Annotated in this window: 20 protein-coding genes; all 20 read right to left on the minus strand. The window is 30.9% G+C overall.

All coding sequences use genetic code 11. From position 1 onward, the window contains the following. Positions 1–105: 105 nt before the first annotated feature. On the minus strand, positions 106–630 hold the full coding sequence (locus AC8GF4_RS16270) for a hypothetical protein (protein ID WP_506596135.1): 525 nt from the start codon (positions 628–630) through the stop codon (positions 106–108). 695 nt (positions 631–1,325) lie between these two features. Further along, a complete protein-coding gene (locus tag AC8GF4_RS16275; RefSeq protein ID WP_506596136.1) occupies positions 1,326–2,660 on the minus strand; it encodes a metal-dependent hydrolase family protein in 1,335 nt (444 codons plus the stop codon). 206 nt (positions 2,661–2,866) lie between these two features. Continuing rightward, on the minus strand, positions 2,867–4,189 hold the full coding sequence (locus tag AC8GF4_RS16280; RefSeq protein WP_506596137.1) for a tetratricopeptide repeat protein: 1,323 nt from the start codon (positions 4,187–4,189) through the stop codon (positions 2,867–2,869). Positions 4,190–4,374: 185 nt separating this feature from the next. Further along, the gene (locus AC8GF4_RS16285) at positions 4,375–5,034 is read right to left on the minus strand and encodes a hypothetical protein (protein ID WP_506596138.1); all 660 of its coding nucleotides are present in this window, start codon (positions 5,032–5,034) and stop codon (positions 4,375–4,377) included. Positions 5,035–5,203: 169 nt separating this feature from the next. Then, positions 5,204–5,605, minus strand: a complete 402-nt coding sequence (locus AC8GF4_RS16290) for a hypothetical protein (protein ID WP_438064631.1) — start codon at positions 5,603–5,605, stop codon at positions 5,204–5,206. A gap of 897 nt (positions 5,606–6,502) precedes the next feature. After that, positions 6,503–7,504 carry a hypothetical protein gene (locus AC8GF4_RS16295; protein WP_506596140.1) on the minus strand — a complete coding sequence of 334 codons (1,002 nt, stop codon included), beginning with the start codon at positions 7,502–7,504 and terminating at the stop codon, positions 6,503–6,505. A gap of 724 nt (positions 7,505–8,228) precedes the next feature. Further along, positions 8,229–8,606 carry a hypothetical protein gene (locus AC8GF4_RS16300; RefSeq protein ID WP_506596142.1) on the minus strand — a complete coding sequence of 126 codons (378 nt, stop codon included), beginning with the start codon at positions 8,604–8,606 and terminating at the stop codon, positions 8,229–8,231. Between the two features lie 454 nt (positions 8,607–9,060). Next, a complete protein-coding gene (locus tag AC8GF4_RS16305) occupies positions 9,061–9,813 on the minus strand; it encodes a hypothetical protein (protein WP_506596144.1) in 753 nt (250 codons plus the stop codon). A gap of 166 nt (positions 9,814–9,979) precedes the next feature. Next, positions 9,980–10,207 carry a hypothetical protein gene (locus AC8GF4_RS16310; RefSeq protein ID WP_506596146.1) on the minus strand — a complete coding sequence of 76 codons (228 nt, stop codon included), beginning with the start codon at positions 10,205–10,207 and terminating at the stop codon, positions 9,980–9,982. A gap of 11 nt (positions 10,208–10,218) precedes the next feature. Next, complete coding sequence (locus AC8GF4_RS16315; RefSeq protein ID WP_506596148.1) at positions 10,219–10,683, minus strand: hypothetical protein; 465 nt, start codon at positions 10,681–10,683, stop codon at positions 10,219–10,221. A gap of 35 nt (positions 10,684–10,718) precedes the next feature. Beyond that, positions 10,719–11,627: a hypothetical protein gene (locus AC8GF4_RS16320; protein ID WP_506596150.1), complete on the minus strand. Its 909-nt coding sequence runs from the start codon at positions 11,625–11,627 to the stop codon at positions 10,719–10,721. Positions 11,628–11,874: 247 nt separating this feature from the next. After that, positions 11,875–12,441: a hypothetical protein gene (locus tag AC8GF4_RS16325; protein WP_506596152.1), complete on the minus strand. Its 567-nt coding sequence runs from the start codon at positions 12,439–12,441 to the stop codon at positions 11,875–11,877. A gap of 160 nt (positions 12,442–12,601) precedes the next feature. Beyond that, positions 12,602–13,030: a DUF3995 domain-containing protein gene (locus tag AC8GF4_RS16330; protein WP_506596154.1), complete on the minus strand. Its 429-nt coding sequence runs from the start codon at positions 13,028–13,030 to the stop codon at positions 12,602–12,604. Between the two features lies 1 nt (position 13,031). Further along, on the minus strand, positions 13,032–14,159 hold the full coding sequence (locus AC8GF4_RS16335) for an FAD-dependent monooxygenase (RefSeq protein ID WP_506596156.1): 1,128 nt from the start codon (positions 14,157–14,159) through the stop codon (positions 13,032–13,034). Positions 14,160–14,341: 182 nt separating this feature from the next. Next, positions 14,342–14,749, minus strand: coding sequence for a hypothetical protein (locus AC8GF4_RS16340; protein WP_506596158.1), 408 nt, complete (start codon positions 14,747–14,749; stop codon positions 14,342–14,344). Between the two features lie 43 nt (positions 14,750–14,792). Next, positions 14,793–15,365, minus strand: coding sequence for a hypothetical protein (locus AC8GF4_RS16345; RefSeq protein WP_506596159.1), 573 nt, complete (start codon positions 15,363–15,365; stop codon positions 14,793–14,795). 137 nt (positions 15,366–15,502) lie between these two features. Beyond that, positions 15,503–16,000: a hypothetical protein gene (locus tag AC8GF4_RS16350; protein ID WP_506596161.1), complete on the minus strand. Its 498-nt coding sequence runs from the start codon at positions 15,998–16,000 to the stop codon at positions 15,503–15,505. A 643-nt stretch (positions 16,001–16,643) separates the two neighbouring features. Continuing rightward, positions 16,644–17,687 carry a tyrosine-type recombinase/integrase gene (locus tag AC8GF4_RS16355; RefSeq protein WP_506596163.1) on the minus strand — a complete coding sequence of 348 codons (1,044 nt, stop codon included), beginning with the start codon at positions 17,685–17,687 and terminating at the stop codon, positions 16,644–16,646. 980 nt (positions 17,688–18,667) lie between these two features. Then, positions 18,668–19,135 (minus strand): DUF1569 domain-containing protein, encoded by a 468-nt coding sequence (locus AC8GF4_RS16360; protein WP_506596165.1) that lies wholly within the window; start codon positions 19,133–19,135, stop codon positions 18,668–18,670. A gap of 322 nt (positions 19,136–19,457) precedes the next feature. Then, positions 19,458–20,120, minus strand: coding sequence for an HD domain-containing protein (locus AC8GF4_RS16365; RefSeq protein ID WP_506596166.1), 663 nt, complete (start codon positions 20,118–20,120; stop codon positions 19,458–19,460). Positions 20,121–20,147 lie beyond the last annotated feature (27 nt).

Raw genomic sequence — 20,147 nt, forward strand, 5'->3', positions numbered from 1 at the left:
ATTAAGATTTATTTTTCGGTTATCACTAAACATCCAAATACAAAACCATTTTCCCATTAAGCCAATTGCCCAAATCCGTTGTAGTAGCTGTTGTAGGCTGTACTTTTAGCACAAAGTAAATTCATAAAACTTGAAATATTTTTTTTCTAAAGATTTTTTAAGATTAGCTAGAGTTTGTTTTTTAATTTCATCGGTATAAGTTTCGCCTAAAAAACCAATCTTATCGTATGAAATCAAAATAGGAATTATGTCAAGTAATTCTGCAAAGTTTTTAGCTAGAAAAGATATTATTTCATTTGTGTCAGTATTAAGCAAAGCAATTTCGTCAGTTTGTTTTATTATAATAATTATATCACTATCTCGGTTCCCTATCTGTATAAAATCTTCGTATTCCTCAAATTCACAGAAGTAAAAACCCAAAAAAGTAAAACCTTTAAATTTTACGTTTTGATTAAACAACTCTGTCAAACTTTTATCTGGAACTTCTTTAAAATTATCTTTTAGGCAAATTTTATAATCTTTACTAATTTCTTTGGCATACTCCATATCAAAATTTCGATCTAAAAAATCATCGATAGTAGGAACAACATTTTGAATGTTATTAATTTTAGAAATAAGTAGTTCTTTCATATTTCAATTTTTTGCAGTTTGGTTTTAGTATAGCCTACAACGTTCCCGCGCTAGAAGCAGTTTGGGACTAAATTAAGCCCATTATACGGATTAGCCAAATTTTCCAAACACAAAACCAATTTCAAATTAAGCCAAATACCCAAATTGCTTCTAGCGTGTGTTATGCGGGGGTTGTTTTGTCGAAATTGTCCATAGAATCCAATACTATAAGGTTCAGTTTTTTGACTTTCGTTGGCTTTTCAACGTTTCGTTTTTTCAGTTATATATTTATTGGCAATAAATTCCAATTTCACATTTTTCACTTTTCAGGTTAGAGTAGGTGGGTTCCAATTTTCACGCTTGCTTCACTTGTCCGTTGTCTCACTGTTCTGTAGACTAATCCCAACTTTCACGTTTCCAATTTTCACGCTTCAGTTTTTCGTCAGCGTTAAGTTAGATTCCGTTTTCGCCTCCAATTTTTTCGCTTCCGATTTCAGATTTTCTTGCGATTACCAAACGTGATTTCCAAATTGGATTCGTCTGCGTAATTTCGGCAACTCCCGCATAACGTTCCCGCGCTAGAAGCAGTTTGGGACTAAATTAAGCCCATTATTCGGATTTGCCAAATCTTCCAAATACAAAACCAATTTCAAATTTAGCCTAATACCCAAATTGCTTGTAGCGTGTGTTAGCGGTTCGTGCTTTATTAATGTAGGCTATTTGTTAAGGGTGTTTTTATAAATTTTCCCGTCTTTAATTATTAAAACAAAGTTTTTTTCTGGACTTGTTACTAAGTCAATATTTTTCAATGGATCACCATCTACTAAAATAACATCAGCATAAGAACCCTCTGAAATCTCACCAAGTTTGCCAGCCTGATAAGGGTTACGTTGACCACTTAGTTCAAAAATTTTTGCATTGTCATATGTAATAAGTTTTAGTATTTCAAATGGGGTGAACCACTTTTTTAGTTTTAGTATATCTGTACTTTGTCTTGCTGCTGATTTTGGGTCAAATAAATAATCCGTGCCCCAGAGTATTTTTATATTGTATTTTTTTGCTGTAATGAATGCTAAATCAGTACCATCAATTACCTGTTGTTTTTTCACTTTTACAGCTTCTGGTGCTTGTGGCGGAGCGGGATCTAATGCTTGCAGACTTAAAAATATTCCTTTATCAGCCATTAATTTCAGGGTGCTATCATCTAACAACTGTCCATGCTCAATTACTTTAACTCCTGCTTCTATGGAGCGTCTAACTGCTTTGCTAGTATATGCATGCACACATACATAAGTACCCCAATCTTCTGCAGCGTCTACGGCAGCTTTTAACTCTTCAAAAGTGTATTGTGAAACATCCAATGGATCATATAAAGTAGCTGCTCCACCACCAGCGTGAACTTTAATTTGTGTTGCTCCTGAACGCAAGCTTTCACGAACAGCATTTAAAACTTCAGGTACACCATCTGCTATATAACTTACTCCCATCAGTTCGGCTTTTGATACTTCGCCACCATAGTGTTTTGATTTTTCAAAAGGCATACGGGCATCTCCGTGACCTGATGTTTGAGAAATCATTGCGCCACTTGGAAATATTCTTGGACCTGGAAATGTTCCTTTATCAAATTCTTTCTTTGCTGTAAAAACTGGCCCGCCCAAATCCCTAATAGTCGTGAAACCACGCAACAGCATTTTGTTTCCTTCAATTATTTGAAGCGAATCTAAACTGGCAACAGACAAAGTAAGTAAAACTTCTTGAGGCGCAGTGTTCATTGCTAAGTGTACATGATTATCAATTAAGCCTGGGATTAAATACTTTCCTTTACCATCAATAATTTTAGTGTCTCCACTTTTGTTTGTTAGTATTGGACCAGTGGAAATCTTTGTGATAAGATTATTTTCAATGAGTACATTTCCAGAAATGGTTTTTGCGTCTTTCCCATTAAAAATTTTGACGTTGTTGATTAGAATGGTGTTTTGAGATTTTGCAATAAATGCGCTGAGTAAAATAACAATCGTAACAATTGATTTTAGTCTGATAATTTGTTTCATGTTTTTTCTTATTTTATTAATGTCAATTTATAGTAAATATTTTCAGGTTCCGAGATCGTCAGAGCATGACCGCTAACGTTCCCGCGCTACACGCAGGCTGGGATTAAAGATGCGTAATCTTTCAGTTAAAAACAAATGTATCAAATACAGACTATTTTCAAATTAAACCAATTGCCCAGCTTGCTTGTAGCGTGTGTTGGGTGCAGTTATTTTTCGTTCGCCAATGTGTTAAAGTATGATTTAAGTCTGTAACTATACCTACTTGGGTCAGTGTCCAACGTCCTAAATTCTCTTTTTATGAGTTCAATCAAATGTTCTCTTACTGGCTTGTTCTCAACTTTGTTACATTTTGCTTTGACCCAATAAAGATAAGCAGAATTTGGAAAGTCTGCCATCGCTTCGTTAAGTTCTTTGTCGTCCGATTTTATTTTATCAACTCTAATTGTGAAATAGCTTTTTGCGAATTTTTCAGAATTAAACTCTTTCCAACCAAGTTTATCTATTTCAGGTTTTACAACGCCGTCAACGGTTACTTGCAAATATGCGTATATGTTCAAAATGCCGATGTCTTTTGTTTTCTTAGCAAATTCGAGTATCTCTTGCCCTCTCGTATTGTAAAATGTCTTTTCGTCTAATAATTTATTGCTAAAACAAATTCTCAACAAGTCAGATGAAATTTCTCCATAAGCAGGCAAAGGGTTGTTATCTAAAATGATTTTATTGTCAATTAGTACCTTTTTTATACTGTCCGCCTCAAATTTACTTTCCAACTTTTTGATTTTCAAATATGCAGTTAAGGTTTTAAAGTCACTACTGGATTGACCTAATTTGGTTTTGGCTAATTCGAGGTCTTCATTTAAAAAATAGTCTTGTGAGCCTTTATTCCACCAATCAAATTCCCAATTATTGTCTAAAAAAATCAACGGATAAAAGTTTGAAATTTTGCCTTGTTCTATGCCAACCTTCAAGTCATTTCGGATTTTCAATTGATTTGCATTTCCATAGATTGTAAAAATTGCATTGTCAATCGAAGTATGATTTTCATAATGTCGTGCATAGGTCCAGTTGGCAATAGCCTTTTCTACTTCTCCAATATTCATGTAACAGTCAGATAGCCAAACATTTATTCTGAAATCTTTTGGAAAGTTAACAAAATATGCTTCATATAATTTAGCAGCTTCTTTATATCGAAGTTTTCTGTGAAGTTCGATAGCGTATTCAAGAACAAAGTTTTCGTCAAATTTATTCGTCAGATATGCTTGTTCATGCAGATTGAAAGACTGTTGAGGGTCAATTTCATAAAGCATTCCTGCAACTGTATATTTTTTAAATTCATTGTCAGCACTTTTGATTAGTGTATTTACACAAACATTTAAGTCTGATTTTATAATACAAGAACTGAAAGTATTTATTTCATTTTGTAAGTCTTTTTGTGATTTTTCAATTTGCTCTCTATTTTTAGTTAGCGTTTGGGAAAAGCAACTGAAAAAAGTAAAAAGCCCTAAAAATGTCAGTGTAAATTTGTTCATATTTTTGTCGTATATCATTGGTTTCGAGTAGTTTTTATAATTGCACCCAACGTCTTGCTAGTAGGCGATGGTCGGGCTAAATAAAGCAATTATTTCGGATTATCACTAATTTGCCAAATACAAAACAATATTTCCATTAAGCCTAATTCCCGACTATTGCTTACTAGCTGTTGTGCGCTGTATTTTTATAGATTATATATTTCATCACAAAATTTCTTTCCGTTTTGAATAACATTTTTTATGTGATCTTCAATTTTTGTAAATGCGATGCGTAAAATTTCTGTATTATCTGCTGCAGGGGCTTTATAAATATCTAAGACATTATTAATTTCGGGTATAATGTGATTAATTGATTCTAAAAATGAATCACGATTAATGCAGTTATTGAAAATATTGCTCTCTACATATAATCTCAATTTATATTGCTCTTCTGTTATTAGATTATTATAAGTTGATATAACCTGTGTAACGTTATTTTGGATTAAATATGCAGGTTGCTCTTCTAAGTTTATCTTAAGAATATTTTCAGTCGTTATTACAAGAAACGCAGCTTGTTTTGAAACTATGTCAATTAAACTGAAAGTTAAATTTTCTGTTCTTTCAACCCAAGCTTTGTTTTCAGATGCTCTTTGTACTGATTTTGTAAGCTTAATAAATATTACTAGATTTATTAATGCGAGAATTGGATTTATTATATTGCTTAAATAGGAGGTAAGAATATTCCAATCTTCAGGAATTGAATTTATAAAAGATAAAGTTCTAAATTTTAATACATAAGCTATTAAGGAAACTATAAGAGAGCCTCCAAAAATTAAAACTATTGAAAGCTGGTTTTTGTTTTTCATTATGATTTGGTTACGGTTTTAATATAGCGCACAACGTTCCCGTGCTACACGCAGGCTGGGATTAAAGATGCGTAATCTTTCGGTTAAAAACAAATGTATCAAACACAAACTATTTTCAAATTAAACCAATTGCCCAGCTTGCTTGTAGCGTGTGTTGGCAGTAGTATTTTTATTCAATATCAATTGCTATCCTAGTTTTCCACCAAAATCCCTCCTGATTATTTTCAAGGATATTTTTTATTGTTTTTTTAGATTTATAGACAGTTTTTAAGTCATTATTCTCAATTTCTAAGCTAGTTATGGAATTGCATAATTGGTCTATTTCATTGTCATCCCAAACTCCAATTCCAAAATATAAATTTGAAGTATCCTTTGGCTTTAAATTAAACACAATTGAATCTCCAGTTAAGGATTCGCTTAAACGATAGTTTTTAAATTTCGGGTTTAATTTGAATTTAACCTTAGCTACTGAATTTGTATTATTCGTAAATACAATATCGTGTGCTGGGTCACAACTTACTAGAAATACAAGCAAAAAGGCTAAGAGAAATTTTTTAATTATTGTTTTCATTTCATATGTGATTTTCTAATATTACTTCAAAGCTATATAAGTATTTTAGTGAAGAAGCTAATTCTTTTTTTTCTGGTTCGGTGTCAATATTACTGCCAACGTTCCCGCGCTACAAGTAGTTTGGGACTAAATTAAGCCCATTATTCGGATTTGCCAAATCTTCCAAATACAAACTAATTTTCCCATTAAGCCAAATCCCCAAATTGCTTGTAGCGTGTGTTGGCAGTAGTGCTTATTCGGTTTTATAACTTTTCCACAATATTAAACTTCCAATTGTCGTAAATATTATTCCGTTTATGCAATTTTGAATTCCAAAATTTTCACTAAATAAATTTCCAATTTGTCTAAATGCAAAACTTACATATTCGTTTCTGAAAAACTTTAAGGGAAAAAGAGAAAATAAGAGAACTGTTATTAAAACAGTATTTATTAGATTTCTCTTTTTTTTCCAATTTATTATTCCAAGTAGAAAAACACCAATTAAAAACCCGTAAAAAAACCATAAATAGATATTCGACATAAATGGACCAACTGCTTCTATCAAGTTTAAGTTTTTAAAACAATCAGATTTCTGTTTTGTAAAATATTTTAAATAACATTCATATTTTTCATTCTGAGTTGCAAAATATATGTTTTGAATTCCTTGAATTAAGAAAACACAACCGATAAATTGAATTAAAATAATTTTAGGATTAATGTTATTCATTTTTTTAATTTTATTGCAGAATTTTCCGTTTTTTCGGCGCATTACTGCCAACGTGTCGCAGCTTGCAGAAGTGGCGGATTAAGGAAGCCTAATCTTTCGGTTATTTACTGAATTTGCAAGTACAAAACCAACTTTAAATTAAGCCTAAACCCGCTATTTCTGCAAACTGCTGTTGGCTGTAGTGCTTGTATTTATTTTGGTGCAAATCTGTTGTTGTCAAATAATTTTTTTTCAATAATGTATAAAATCACAAGTTTATATATTTCATTTTCAGATGATAATGAATCATTCTTTTTAGTTATAATATAATTTAATCTTATTTTTTCCTCATTAGTTAAATTATTATAATAGTTAACTGCTTCATTTTTATATTCTAAAGGATTTAAATCTTTTTTTTCGACTTCAACGGTTTTAATTTCTATTGAATCATTTTCTTTAAAATTATCATTATGAGATTGCAAAGTAGAATAATCATTTTCTAATTCATTTAATAAAATTTCTTTATTTCGACTTGTTGATTCGTTGATTAATGACTCAAAAGATTTAATTTCATTTTCTTTATTTTCAAATTTTAAACTTAAAATATACCCAATTATAGCAACTATGGCAACATTTATAAAACCTGAAATTATTTCGGTTTTGATAATGTTAATCGATTCTAATGAAGCAATAAGTTTATAAACAATAAATAAAATCCCTAAAGTTTTAAAGATTAAATTTTTGGTAAAATTTATTTTTCTGATTCTGTTACCTAATAAAATAGCTATAAAAAAAAGTCCAATTCGTGAAAGTATTAGTAAAACTGCACTTGATGAAGAAGTTTCAGCAAAATTACTTAAAGAATTTATATCAGTTTGTTGCGAATAAACTTTTAAAGAACTAATTAATACTAAAATTATTGATAAAGTTGATAAAATCGTAAAAGCTATGTAGCTGTATATTAAAATATTTGCTTTTCTATAATCAATAATTTTATCTACAAATTTTGAAAATACAAATAAAATGCTAACGAAAATAATTGAACTAAATATTGAAAAAAACATTGTAAAAAAACCGTGAAACCAAGTTTTATCAACATATAGAGTTTCTTTATAAATGTAGAAAAACAATAAGATAGCAGAATATATAAATGCTGTTAAACTTGTAATCCGATATATTTTATTTTCTGCTTTATTAAAATCAATACTGCTCATAACTATTCTATTTTTAATTATATAATTTATTTTTAAGTCCATTTTTCACGTTCTGCAGTAGCATTACAGCCAACGTTCCCGCGCTAGAAGCAGTTTGGGACTAAATTAAGCCCATTATTCGGATTAGCAAAATTTTCCAAATACAAAACCATTTTCAAATTAAGCTAAATACCCAAATTGCTTCTAGCGTGTGTTGGTGGCTGGTTGTTTTACCGAAATTACGAATTTCCGAAATGTTTATACTCTTTTACTTTTTCATTTTCAATTTATACACAAACTTTTTAAGTTTCCGATTTTCACGCTTCCACAAGTAAATTCCAATTTTTACTTTTAAACTTTTCTATTTTGAATTTTAGGTATAATATTTTTTAAGTTTCCACTTTTTACGTTTCCGCTGGAATATTCCAAATTTCACGTTTAAACTTTTCTGTTTTCAATTTTAGGAGCAACACTTTATAAATTTCCACTTTTCACGCTTCTGCCAGCAAATTCCAACTTTCACGCTTCTGTTTTTTTAGTTTCTGCGGGCTGTAGATTTTTTTTTCAGATCGAAATTACCTGCGTAATTTCGGCAACTTGCCACCAACGTTCTGGCACTACAGCGGGTTTGGGACTAAATTAAGCCCTATTTTCGGATTTGCCAAATCATCCCAAATACAAAACCAATTTTTCCATTAAGCCAAATGCCCAAATCCGTTGTAGTGGCTGTTAGTGGCTGTGCTTGTTATTTACAATAATTGCTTCTAAATTTATCTTTTTCATATTCTATTACTACTTTTTTGTAATCTGGATTATCTATTTCCTTTGGGTCGTAGTAAAATTTCCCGTGATATTTACTTATCCATTCTCGCCATAGTTTTACATCTTCCAAAGTCGGATAATAAATTATTCCTATGTAACTTAGGGAAACTTTTTTTGTCGAAATTCCTGTTAGACACACTATTCCATTTGGAGTTTTAAAGTTTATAGTGTCATTTTTTCCAATTAAATTAGTTTCAATTTTGGTGATTTCAGAAAGTATAAATTCTTCTGCGGATTTTCCTTTTTGTGAGTAAATACAAAATGAAAAAAGAAATAAGATTAAGGCAAGTTTTTTTTTCATAATTAATTCCTATTTCTCGACTTCTGCTGGTGCATCACCACTAATACCCGACTATTAAAAAAAATCAACAATAAAAAAATAGAATAATACCCATACTCCTATAAAAAATAGTCCAAGATATAGGCTGTTTAAATTTTTCTTTAAGTCTTTTTTAATTATAAGATGATATAAAATCCAACCTATAAAGGCGATGACCAAACCTATTACCATTCCAACTCTTGACATAATTTGTTATTTTTAGTATTATATGATTAATCCCTAATTAATTGTCTAATTTACTGTAATTTCCGTTTCATTTTTTTTTCGCATAGCCACTAACGTTCCCGCGCTACAAGCAGTTTGAGACTAAATTAAGCCCATTATTCGGATTTGCCAAATCTTCCCAAATACAAAACCAATTTCAAATTAAGCCTAATACCCAAATTGCTTGTAGCGTGTGTTGGCACCAGTTACTTTATAGATAAAACTGACTTAAGAAACTCAAGTCATTCTTTTCTTTAGGATAAAAATATATTCCAATTATCAGTTTGCTATTGTCTGGGACTTTATCTTTTATACCGTTGTTAAAACTAGACCATTTACTTTTTTTAATAATTTCAATTAGTTTTTGATCTATTTGATTTCCAAAACCACTAATTTCAGTTACGGTTTTAATTGTCAAATCCTCACCGAAAGTAATTTCATATATTCCGTACTCTTTATCAAGTTCAATTCCTTTAAATTGTTTTAAATCTGCATGAATATCACTTTTTTCACGGTAATTTATTTTGTCGGTGAAAACTATGTTTTTTGACTTAAACATTTTTAATATTTCTAATTCTCGTTTTTGTATTTTCGGATTAGATTTATTTATATAAAGCAAACCCGAACACATTCCGATTCTGTATTTTCCATCTTTATCTTTTCGGGCATAAATAATCAATTCGGTATTTTCAGGAATAAATATAAAACAAGAACTCCCCATATTTCCATCACTTCTCCCTGCAACATAAATTGATTTTAAACTTTCTCCTTTAAAAAGTTCACTAATTAAAATGTCTGCTTTATACAGTTCTTCCGAACTTACATTTTTATAGTTTTTAATAATTTTAGCCTTAGCGACAAAATCAGATTCGATATATTTTTCTGTTACTTTAGGAGGGTCACAAGTGCAAGCGAACACTGCTCCAGAAAATAGAAGTAATATTATTTGGATAATTTTTTTCATAAGTTCTGATTTTCTTTAGTAATTGGTGCCAACGTTCCCTTGCTACAAGTGGTTTGGGGTTAAATTAAGCCTTATTTTCGGATTTGCCTAAACATCCCAAATACAAACCCATTTTCCCATTATACCAATTACCCAAATCAATTGTAGCAAGTGTTGGCAGCTGGCATTATTCTTTTGAAGTATCAAATACTACATTACCTTCACCTGCTGAACCAATTCTTACTAATGAATCAACCGTAAAACCTTTTAAGTTGACAAAGGTGATTTTTGCTCCTTTTAATTTAGTTGATGCAGCTATTCTTACTAAACTGTCAACCGTAAAACCTTTGCAATCAATGATAAGTCCGCCACCTGATGCTGCAATACGAACTAATGAATCTACTGTAAATGCCATTTTTTTTATTTTTAAAAGTTATCAATTAATGATGTTAAAAAACTATTTGCTATTTCGAAATTTTGATTTTGTTGGTCAATATATTGAAATTCTTTCAAGCCGTGAAAAAGGTTGTTTCTAAATCTATAGACAATAATTGCTATTGCAAGAATTTTGTCATTTGAATTATTGTTAATACCTAAAAGTACTTCTTTAACGAGCTGTTGTCTGTCATTATTTCGAAAATAAAGGAATTGAAAGCGGTGAGTAAATATTCCATCATTAACATATCTATTTTTAAAATAGTCTAAATGACTTTGGAATAAATTAGAATCAATATTTCTATTTGCTAACTCTTGTTGTAAACTGTGAATTGAAAAGTTGTTACCGCAAATATTGTGTTCAAAAACATTCCAAATTAATGAAAAATTTTTAATGTTTTGCAACTCTTCCTCGTTAAAGTTGGTTCCATATTTATTGTTTAACCATTCTCTCATACAGTTTATTTATTATTGATATCTTGAGCCGACGGTTAATCTTCTAATTGAGATAAATCACTATCGAACATTCTTGTCTGATTCTTGATAGCTTCTTTTATTTGTCTATGCTTTTTCCCTTCACTGGTTTCTATAGGCTTATCATTTTGAAAATAATGATTTACCCTTAAAACATCATAACCAACGATTTTTTCTAATCCTTCGTTATCAACTTTCTTTCTAACTATTAAAGAACAGTTTATTGAAGAACCATTTTTGAACTCAATTTCGCCTTTTTGGACTAATGTTTTGAATTCGTTTGATTGCATATTGAAAGATATTATTTCATCATTGTAGTAACCAATCCATTTGTATTTACCTTTTTTTAAAACAGGAGCTATGATTTCAATAACTTCAGCTTCAAGTTCTATTGGCTCTAGGTCATCATTTACTATGATGAAATTTTTAAATTCATCTTTATAGACTGTTTTTTCTTGTGAGAAATTAATTTTATTTTCTGTTGTTGAGGAAAAAGATACTTTTGTAATTTTTGAATAATGATTTAACATTTCATAAAAATTTGATTTTCTTTTTTTTATAAAAACATTATTATTTACTTGCTTGTTTCTCTCAGCAGCTTCGTCTTTTAATTTTTCAATTTCGAGTTTTATTTTTTCTTTTTCTAAGTCTTGTAATTCAGTATCTTCAAATATTTTATCTATTACTTTTTCTGAAACTTTTGCAATAGGAGTTGTAAGTAAAACAGTTAATAAAGCTACAATAATTGTTGTTGTAATAGTAGCTTTTGCATTTTCTTCTTTTGAGACTATTGTTAACCATTTTTTTAAACCTCCCTCAGCAGTAGGTTCTGTTTCTATTCTTATTTCAATTGAATAGATACTCGCAATTTCTTTTATAATCTCTAAAATTTCACGTTCACATTTGTTCTCAACTATTGCGTCCATTGTATGTGAATCATTTTGCAACCAATAATGTATTTCTAGAACGTTTGCATTTTGTAGTAGAAGCATATGTAATGTGTTAATTAATGCTGATTATTTTTGAACGAAAGTCTGTCTTGCTTGCTGCCAACGTTCCCGCGCTACAAGCAGTTTGGGACTAAATTAAGCCCATTCTTCGGATTTGCCAAATCTTCCAAATACAAACCAATTTTTCCATTAAGCCTAATACCCAAATTGCTTGTAGCGTGTGTTAGCAGTTGTATTTATTTATGCTGTCTAAAATTGTAAGCCATTTGTTAATTGTCTTAGGTAAACGTTCAATTTTGTCAAATGAGAAATTGAATTCATTTTCTGTTTTAAGCCCATATTTAACTTCTAATTCCTCTATAATTTTTTTTAAGTCAATTGTTTGATCTGCATATTGACGAAAAATATCAAAGCCAACTATATCTCTAAGTGCCAAAAAATAAATGTTTTCAAGTTTATACATTTTTGTATAGTCAATATGATATTTGTCAATTGAGTTTTGTTTAAATGTAGTTGATGTGTCAAGATATTCAACTATATTGTCACTGTCAAAACAATGTATTTCTGCACCACAAATACACTCAACAGTCCCAACTTGCCCATAGCGTCCACCATTTAATTTGTAAAAGTTTCTTAGTTGTGTCTTACAATTACAACAGAATAAAGGAGTTATTGTATTGTCAATTTGGATACCCCAATATTCATCATTTGAGCCCCATTTATCAGACCTCACTCTTATTCTGATTTCGCAATTTTGTTGCTCGGACTCTGTGAAAATTTCTGTTATCATCTTTTGGTTTCTAATATAACTGCTAACGTCTTGCTAGTAGGCGATGGTCGGGCTAAATAAAGCAATTATTTTTGGATTATCACTAATTTCCTAAATACAAAACCATTTTTCCATTAAGCCTAATTCCCGACTATTGCTTACTAGCTGTTAGCAGAAGTTTTTATTTTGTTAGTTCTAAAACCATAGTCAGTATTCCTATTGTCAAACATAAAGGTGAAAAATATTTCGTGTCATTTTTCCCAAATTTTGTTTGTTTTATTTTCTTGAAAAACCCAACATAATTAAAATCTCCGATTGCTCTCAAAGTAAAAATACTTGCAATTATCCAAAGTCCATATTTAGAAAGCCACAGAGGTGTGTTAAAAGTTATCAGTCCCGACATTAATAAAATGAAAAGCCCAAAACCTAATAAACCAAACGCAACAATTAATGTTGGTAAAATTGTAGGATTTAAAACTTTTGTATTGTTATCATCTTTTGTTGGCAATACTGCATCGCTTCCCCAATTCCCTCCGAATGCCCAATAGAAGTGAATTGAGGAAATAAACAAGAAGATTAAAAATAAAATTATAGCTATTATTGTTGTCATATTAGTTTAAGTTAAATATCATATCCATTTGTTTTTTGTTGGCTGATTTTGGCATATTTTTCATCACCAAGTTTCGCAACCATATTCCAAGCCTATTTTCAATGTGTGCCATTTTTCCAACTGTCCAACTTGTGCTTACAATGGTATGAGCTTTTTTCCTTCTTAACTTTTCATACGCTTTAAAAGTATTTTCAATAGGCATTCCATTGTCTAAAAGTTTACCTAAAACGTAAGCGTCTTCAATGGCTTGGCAAGCACCTTGTCCTAAGTTTGGTGTTGTGGCGTGAGCCGCATCGCCAACTAAGCAAACATTTTCATTTTGCCACTTGTCGATTGGTTTTAGGTCAAAAATGTCGCTTACTATAATTTGTTCTTTTTTAGTAGCTGAAAGAATATTTAAAATATCAGAATGAAATTCACTAAAAAATTCTGTCAGATTTACATCGCTTATCTCTACATTTTTTGAGTTTGTCAAAGCATACCAATATACTTTCTTGTCGCTTATTTTCACAAAACCAAAACGTTTCCCTTTTCCCCAAGCTTCGTTCAGTTCGTTATGATATTTTTGTGGTAAATCTATTTCACAAATTCCCCTCCAACAGATTTGATTTGGGTTACGCAATGTGCTTTTTTCAAATAATTGATTTCTAACCACTGATTTTATGCCGTCTGCACCAATTACAAGTTTGCTTTCAATCGTTGAGTTATCTTCAAAAGTTAGTTTGAAAAGTCTATTTTTTTCAATTTTTGAAAGGCGTTTTGAAAGGTTTATGTTGTCAAAGCCAATTTCGTTAGCCAATATTTTTTGCAATTCCCCCCTGTGAATGGCAATATTTGAAACGCCATATTTTTGTTCGTATTCCGAAAGATTGACAACTGAAAGGGGGTTGAGTTGGTCGTCAGTAATTTTCATAAAGGAAATTTTATTTCCTGCTTTTTCAATTTTGTCTTGAATGCCTAATTTTTGAAATACTTGCATTGCATTGTTTGCCAATATTATTCCTGCTCCAACAGGCTTTATTTCTGCCGAACTTTCAAATAGGTTAACATTCACTCCTCTCTGTTTGAATGTCAAGGCAGTTGTCAGTCCGCCAATTCCTGCTCCAATTATGTTTACTGTTTCTGTCACTTGCTCTGTCGTTTCTTGTTGTGAGGTGTCTCGTTAAAATTTCTGCTAACGTTCCCGCGCTACACGCAGGCTGGGATTAAAGATGCGTAATCTTTCAGTTAAAAACAAATGTATCAAATACAAACTATTTTCAAATTAAACCAATTGCCCAGCTTGCTTGTAGCGTGTGTTAGCGGTAGTTTTTATTTGATTTCGTTAAATTCATCGATAAACTTGTTTAACTTTTCTTTGTTGAATTCAAAATTCTTTTCAATCACGTTGCTATTTACTAATCCAAAAATAATTCCATTTCGACCTATCATTTTTTTGTTGCTAAATTGTTTGTTTATTTCTACAAAAGTTACAACACATTCAAATTCATTATTCGAGTTTTTTTCAACTTTTCCAATTATTAATTCTTTTTGATTTAAGTCAAGTATTTTAAATTCATTTCCTTCTCGTAAATAATTATAACAATTTACATTATTTAAAATGATTTTTTCTTTATCGAAGCTTACCGCTGTTATTATTCTATCATTGTTAGAATTTTGAGCGTTAATTTTAAAAATTCCTAATGTAAATATTAATACGCAAATTATCAGTTTTCTCATTTTTTATATGCTTAATTTTGAATTTAATTCATTATTTTATTCTTTATAGAATACCATTGTAAATCGTCGGATTTGTCAAAATATTAGCTACTATATTAGATAATACATCTCCACCAAATCCTTTTATTTTTTCTATCAACGTACTTTTTGTCTTTTCGGGTTCATTTTCATAATCCTTCATTATTTCTTTTAATGCTTTAAAGTCTTTTCCTGTTAGTTCATCTTTAATAGCATCGAGGAATAAGTTTAATGTTAGTTGCTGAGAAACAGTTTGATTATTCGTAATGTTTATATTGTTTGTGGATGTTTTTTCTTCTGTATAATTTTTTTTCGGTTCATTTGGGAGTAGCTTAATAGCCTTTAAGATACCTAGGATTTTTCTATGATTTTCGGAACTTAATTTTTTTGAAGCTTCTTTTGTTTCTTCCAAATCACTAGGATGATAAGTTTTAATAAATCTTAAAACAGATGATTGCCAGTTTTGATATTTGTCTTGCTGTGAAGTATTATAAACGGAATATGTTCTTATTACATTTTGACCAGCAGGAACGTAGCTTATTGTTTGTGATAAAATTTCTCCTTCGTCTATTAAATTGTCTAAAATTTCTAAATTCATTTAGTTGTTTTTATATTAATGTTTATTTTCGAGGGCAAAATTACCGCTAACGTTCTGGCACTACAGCGGGTTTGGGACTAAATTAAGCCTTATTTTCGGATTTGCCTAATCATCCCAAATACAAAACCATTTTTCCATTAAGCCAAATGCCCAAATCCGTTGTAGTGGCTGTTACCAGCTGGCTCGTAGTCGTCAATATTTATCCAGCAATAATATTTTCCATTAAATTTTCTGATTGAGATTAAGGTTAAAATCATATTCCCAACTTCTGTTTCCGCATTTGTGAACTTGTTATAAATGCAAATTGTTTTATTATCTAAGAAATAATGATTGATAAAATATTCAAACTTCCACTTTTCCGCTTCCATTTCTCTATAATCAAATTCAAGAGCCTTAACCATAAAAATTATTAAATCGTCAATTTTTTCAAACTCAAACGCTTGCTTGGATTTTAAGTTTTTTGTAGCAAGTTTTGGAACTTCGAATAGATACTTTTTTATATATTCTGTTATGTTTAGGATCTCTTCATCTTCGAGTTTTTTAAATTCTAACGACGGATTTTCAAACGTGAGATTTTCGGCTGAATAGTATTCGGCTGGAAAGAAAAAGTATTTGATTTTGTCAAAAATGTTCATTTTAAGCAAATTTTTTTTGGAGCTTGCTGGTAACGTTCCCGCGCTAGAAGCAGTTTGGGACTAAATTAAGCCCATTATTCGGATTAGCCAAATTTTCCAAATACAAAACCAATTTCAAAATAAGTTAAATACCCAAATTGCTTCTAGCGTGTGTTGGTGGCTGGTTGTTTTACCGAAATTACGAATTTCCGAAAAGTTTTTACTCTTTTACTTTTTCAATTTATACACAAACTTTTTAAGTTTCCGATTTTCACGCTTCCACAAGTAAATTCCAATTTTTACGTTTGAACTTTTCTATTTTGAATTTTAGGTACAATACTTTTTAAGTTTCCACTTTTTACGTTTCCGCTGGAATATTCCAAATTTCACGTTTAAACTTTTCTGTTTTCAATTTTAGGCGAAACATTTTTTAAGTTTCCACTTTTCACGCTTCCGCTAGCAAATTTCAACTTTCACGCTTCTGTTTTTTTAGTTTCTGCGGGCTGTAGATTTTTTTTTCAGATCGAAATTACCTGCGTAATTTCGGCAACTTGCCACCAACTAGTATATAGGTCTTACATCGTCAGACCTATTAACCCAAAAATGGGGAGATAGGTCTGATAAATGTCATACCATTTGATTTTGCTAAAATAGAAAATAATTCTTATAAATCATCAAATGGACTCTTTATTTGCTGAATGTTTTTTGTACTTACATGTGTGTAAATCTCTGTGGTCTTACTACTATTATGACCCAAAAGTTCTTGTATATACCTCAAATCGGTTCCGCTTTCTAATAAATGAGTAGCAAAACTGTGTCGCAACCAATGCAAACTAACTGGCTTTGTTATTCCTGATTTGTTCAACGCTTTTTTTAATACACTTTGCAAACTTTTTTCAGAATATATTTCCCCAGCTATATGTCCTTCAAACAACCACGTTTTTGGTTTGAATGCCAAATAATAATCCCGTAACATAATCAATATCTTGTCTGATAATGGAGCTATTCTGTCTTTTTTGCCTTTGCTTTGTCTTATAATTACAATGCCTCTTTTTGAATCTATATCATTTGGTTTTAGATGCAAGAGTTCGCTACGGCGTAATCCACAAGCATAAATTAAACTGAGCATTGTTTTGTGTTTGAGGTTGCTGTGAGCATTCAATATCAATTTTACTTCTTCTTTGCTCAAAACATTTGGAAGTATTTTTTCTCTTTTGGGACGGTGAATTTTATCTAGCTCAATTTTGGTTTCTAGAACCGTTGAGAAAAATAGTTTGATGGCGTTGACAATTTGATTTTGAAAAGAACCCGATAATTTATTGTTTAAAATGTACTCGTTATTGTAGCGAATGACATCATTATTGTTAATTTCGGCAACTGCTTTGTCATTGTAAAAGGTAAGAAAGGATTTCAACGCCTCACTATAGGTTCTTATTGTACTTTCGCTATAACGACGGGATAATAACCAATACTTGAATTTTTTAATTTGTTCGATTCCTTCTAAAGATGGTTTTGGTGTGGGAATTTCGTGAATTTTAAATAATATTCGATTCTCAAAAGTGTCGGGCAAGTGCCAAACTTTTAATGTTTGACTCCATCGAGAGCCTTCTTGCAGTTTGATTCGTTCAATCCAATTTTGATTTTTGTCAAAATAAATGGCGATTCTGCTCACACCACGGTGTTTGATGAGTTGTGCTTTCCAGTTCATAAGGCGTATAATTGGGTATGGCGTATAGTTGAACTATAAAGATAAGGAAAAGATTGCAGATCTTACGATGCAGGGTGATGTTTTTTGAATGGAGAAATTTATTTAATACCAAACACAAATACTATATAGTCCAAAGGCCATTCAAATTTGGAGAGCAATAGTAAAAAAAGCAACCGCTCCCGATATTTATCGGGACGCAGATTATTCCTTAAAAAATAAAATTTTAAAGAAATTAATTCGCGCTAATTCCGCTGTAAGCGGCTAATTTATAGATTAACTTAACCCGTTGGATGAAATTATTTTTCACCACATAGAAACATAGAATTTATAGTTTTTAAAAGAAAAAGATAGACGTTTTACTACTCACATAGCTATTCTATGTGTGAAATAGTGCTATTTCTATTTATTCTTTGCCTATTTAGCATCCATCTATGATTCTATGTGGTTAAATTTTTATTTTACTTGAATTTCACCCAACGGGTTAACTTATATTTAAAATCTGCGAATCTGCGGCAAAACAACTCATACGTTTGTCTTGGGGAGAGAGTTTAGGTTGAGGATAAATAAATGAACTAATTTATATATGTGTTTGGTATAACCCGTTGGTTGTAATTATTTTCACCACATAGAGTTTCTCGTTTTTAAAAGAAAGAAATAGAATTTTTACTTTTCACATAGAAATTCTATGTGAAAAGTAAAAATTCTATTTGTTCTTTGCCTATTTAGCATTAATCTATGATTCTATTTGGTTAAATTTTTATTTTATTTGAATTTCACCCAAGGGGTTTATTTATTAAATATTTATTGTGGTTGAAACCAAATTTTGTTTTTATACCGTAAAGCCCGCGAGAAGGATGGACGCAAGCTACCGAAGTAGCGCATACAGCCTGACAGCTTAAAGACAATGGGCCGAATAAGCGGTTTGTATAGTTGGCCCGTTGTCTTTATGGTGGCTCGCCCAAATGATATTTGTTTTTGATCTATGTTTTTGGACTTTTTACAATATCTTTTATAATATTGAGATGATGGTGGGTATGAATTTCCAAAAATTCGATGGTTGGTTTTAATTTTAAATGGCCAAAATAGGGGTGTTCAAAATAATGATTGGAGTCTGTTGTTTGTAGTTTTTGTATATTAATTTTGGATTTTTCGAGATGGTTTTTTAAAGACTCAGTATCAAAATCTATAGTTGGCTGAACTGTTTTTGGGGCTCTGGCTTTTCCTCTTGGGATTTTTTTTGTTGTCATTACCAGCATGCGAACAAAATTAAATTTCCATTTGTAATCTTTAGGATTTGATTTTTCAACAGCGCTTACAACTGAGTTCAAAACCAATAAGCAATGTTCGATATGCCAACCCACAGATGATTTAGAGATTGATGGATTTAGAATTTCTTGATTTTGTATGGCATTTTCTAATTCTTGAATTAGTTGGTTTAGTTTTTGCATATGGAAAATTAGAATTGGTTTGTTATTTGCTTTTGCGAACACTTCAAAAGGTTGTCTTCTATTTGTTTTGCATTTGTAAATATAACAGAATTTGATTGTATTGTGGAAAAAAATGTAAAATTGTATCTGCAAAAGGATGAGTTTTAAAAACTACCGCAGATTAACAGATTTAGTTTTTAAAACTTAAATTTTGTGGTTTTATAGAAACAAATTTGCGCTAATTACGCTGAAGGTGATTGTATAAAATTGAAAGTATAAATAAAATTGCGAATCTGCGGTAAAAACAACTGATGTGTTTGTTTTTTAAAACTGAAATTTTATTTTAATTGTTCTGTTGCTGGATCAGTTTTTCAATATTTTTTTCTTTGATCGGCGCTCTGTGTTCCATGCAATAACGGGTATGATACGAATGCGATTGTAGAAACTTGATTTGGATTTCGTTCCACTGGATTGTATCCAGGTTTGGGTTAAAATGTTTCAATTCTCGAAATAGATTGTTGCCTATTCGCTCAAAACTATCGGTTCCTAGGTATTCCAAATCGGCATCGGCTATGATGCATTCTAGTTTTGTATTTGGTCTTTGAGGGATGGAAGTGGCTCTTATCATACCGGCAATAATATCAATTTCTGCTGTAGTGTAATCAAAATGTGGAAGTTTTTCTTGGGCCAGTCGTATGCTTTCTTCTTCGTGTCCGTCTGAAATTGTGTTGATAAAACCGGCGTCATGAAACAATGCGGCTGTTTTAATAAGTAAAATATCATTTTCGGATGTATTTTCTTTACGCGCTATGTATTCGGACATGCGTATGACATGCTCGGTATGTTTCCAATCGTGGTAGGTTAAAAAAGGAGCTAAGTTCTCTTTTAATGTATTGATGACCGTATGACACAATAAGTCCCAGTTTTTCATATTCAGGTAATATTTGTTTTTAAGGATTATAGTAAGCTTCGTTTGTTTGCTACCGCTCGATTTGCCATTTTTCATTTAAGTTTAGGTTTGAAAAAATGGTGA

The organism is Flavobacterium rarum (SeqCode), assembly GCF_965234445.1.
Taxonomy (GTDB): domain Bacteria; phylum Bacteroidota; class Bacteroidia; order Flavobacteriales; family Flavobacteriaceae; genus Flavobacterium; species Flavobacterium rarum.

What these genes read in the sequence shown, in the direction of transcription:
- AC8GF4_RS16340 (WP_506596158.1), bottom strand. Translation starts at nt 14,749, where the DNA reads ATGAGAAAACTGATAATTTGCGTATTAATATTTACATTAGGAATTTTT.
- AC8GF4_RS16275 (WP_506596136.1), bottom strand. Translation starts at nt 2,660, where the DNA reads ATGAAACAAATTATCAGACTAAAATCAATTGTTACGATTGTTATTTTA.
- AC8GF4_RS16270 (WP_506596135.1), bottom strand. Translation starts at nt 630, where the DNA reads ATGAAAGAACTACTTATTTCTAAAATTAATAACATTCAAAATGTTGTT.
- AC8GF4_RS16360 (WP_506596165.1), bottom strand. Translation starts at nt 19,135, where the DNA reads ATGCAAAAACTAAACCAACTAATTCAAGAATTAGAAAATGCCATACAA.
- AC8GF4_RS16300 (WP_506596142.1), bottom strand. Translation starts at nt 8,606, where the DNA reads ATGAAAAAAAAACTTGCCTTAATCTTATTTCTTTTTTCATTTTGTATT.
- AC8GF4_RS16355 (WP_506596163.1), bottom strand. Translation starts at nt 17,687, where the DNA reads ATGAACTGGAAAGCACAACTCATCAAACACCGTGGTGTGAGCAGAATC.
- AC8GF4_RS16305 (WP_506596144.1), bottom strand. Translation starts at nt 9,813, where the DNA reads ATGAAAAAAATTATCCAAATAATATTACTTCTATTTTCTGGAGCAGTG.
- AC8GF4_RS16330 (WP_506596154.1), bottom strand. Translation starts at nt 13,030, where the DNA reads ATGACAACAATAATAGCTATAATTTTATTTTTAATCTTCTTGTTTATT.
- AC8GF4_RS16365 (WP_506596166.1), bottom strand. Translation starts at nt 20,120, where the DNA reads ATGAAAAATGGCAAATCGAGCGGTAGCAAACAAACGAAGCTTACTATA.
- AC8GF4_RS16290 (WP_438064631.1), bottom strand. Translation starts at nt 5,605, where the DNA reads ATGAAAACAATAATTAAAAAATTTCTCTTAGCCTTTTTGCTTGTATTT.
- AC8GF4_RS16315 (WP_506596148.1), bottom strand. Translation starts at nt 10,683, where the DNA reads ATGAGAGAATGGTTAAACAATAAATATGGAACCAACTTTAACGAGGAA.
- AC8GF4_RS16345 (WP_506596159.1), bottom strand. Translation starts at nt 15,365, where the DNA reads ATGAATTTAGAAATTTTAGACAATTTAATAGACGAAGGAGAAATTTTA.
- AC8GF4_RS16325 (WP_506596152.1), bottom strand. Translation starts at nt 12,441, where the DNA reads ATGATAACAGAAATTTTCACAGAGTCCGAGCAACAAAATTGCGAAATC.
- AC8GF4_RS16285 (WP_506596138.1), bottom strand. Translation starts at nt 5,034, where the DNA reads ATGAAAAACAAAAACCAGCTTTCAATAGTTTTAATTTTTGGAGGCTCT.
- AC8GF4_RS16295 (WP_506596140.1), bottom strand. Translation starts at nt 7,504, where the DNA reads ATGAGCAGTATTGATTTTAATAAAGCAGAAAATAAAATATATCGGATT.
- AC8GF4_RS16310 (WP_506596146.1), bottom strand. Translation starts at nt 10,207, where the DNA reads ATGGCATTTACAGTAGATTCATTAGTTCGTATTGCAGCATCAGGTGGC.
- AC8GF4_RS16320 (WP_506596150.1), bottom strand. Translation starts at nt 11,627, where the DNA reads ATGGACGCAATAGTTGAGAACAAATGTGAACGTGAAATTTTAGAGATT.
- AC8GF4_RS16280 (WP_506596137.1), bottom strand. Translation starts at nt 4,189, where the DNA reads ATGAACAAATTTACACTGACATTTTTAGGGCTTTTTACTTTTTTCAGT.
- AC8GF4_RS16350 (WP_506596161.1), bottom strand. Translation starts at nt 16,000, where the DNA reads ATGAACATTTTTGACAAAATCAAATACTTTTTCTTTCCAGCCGAATAC.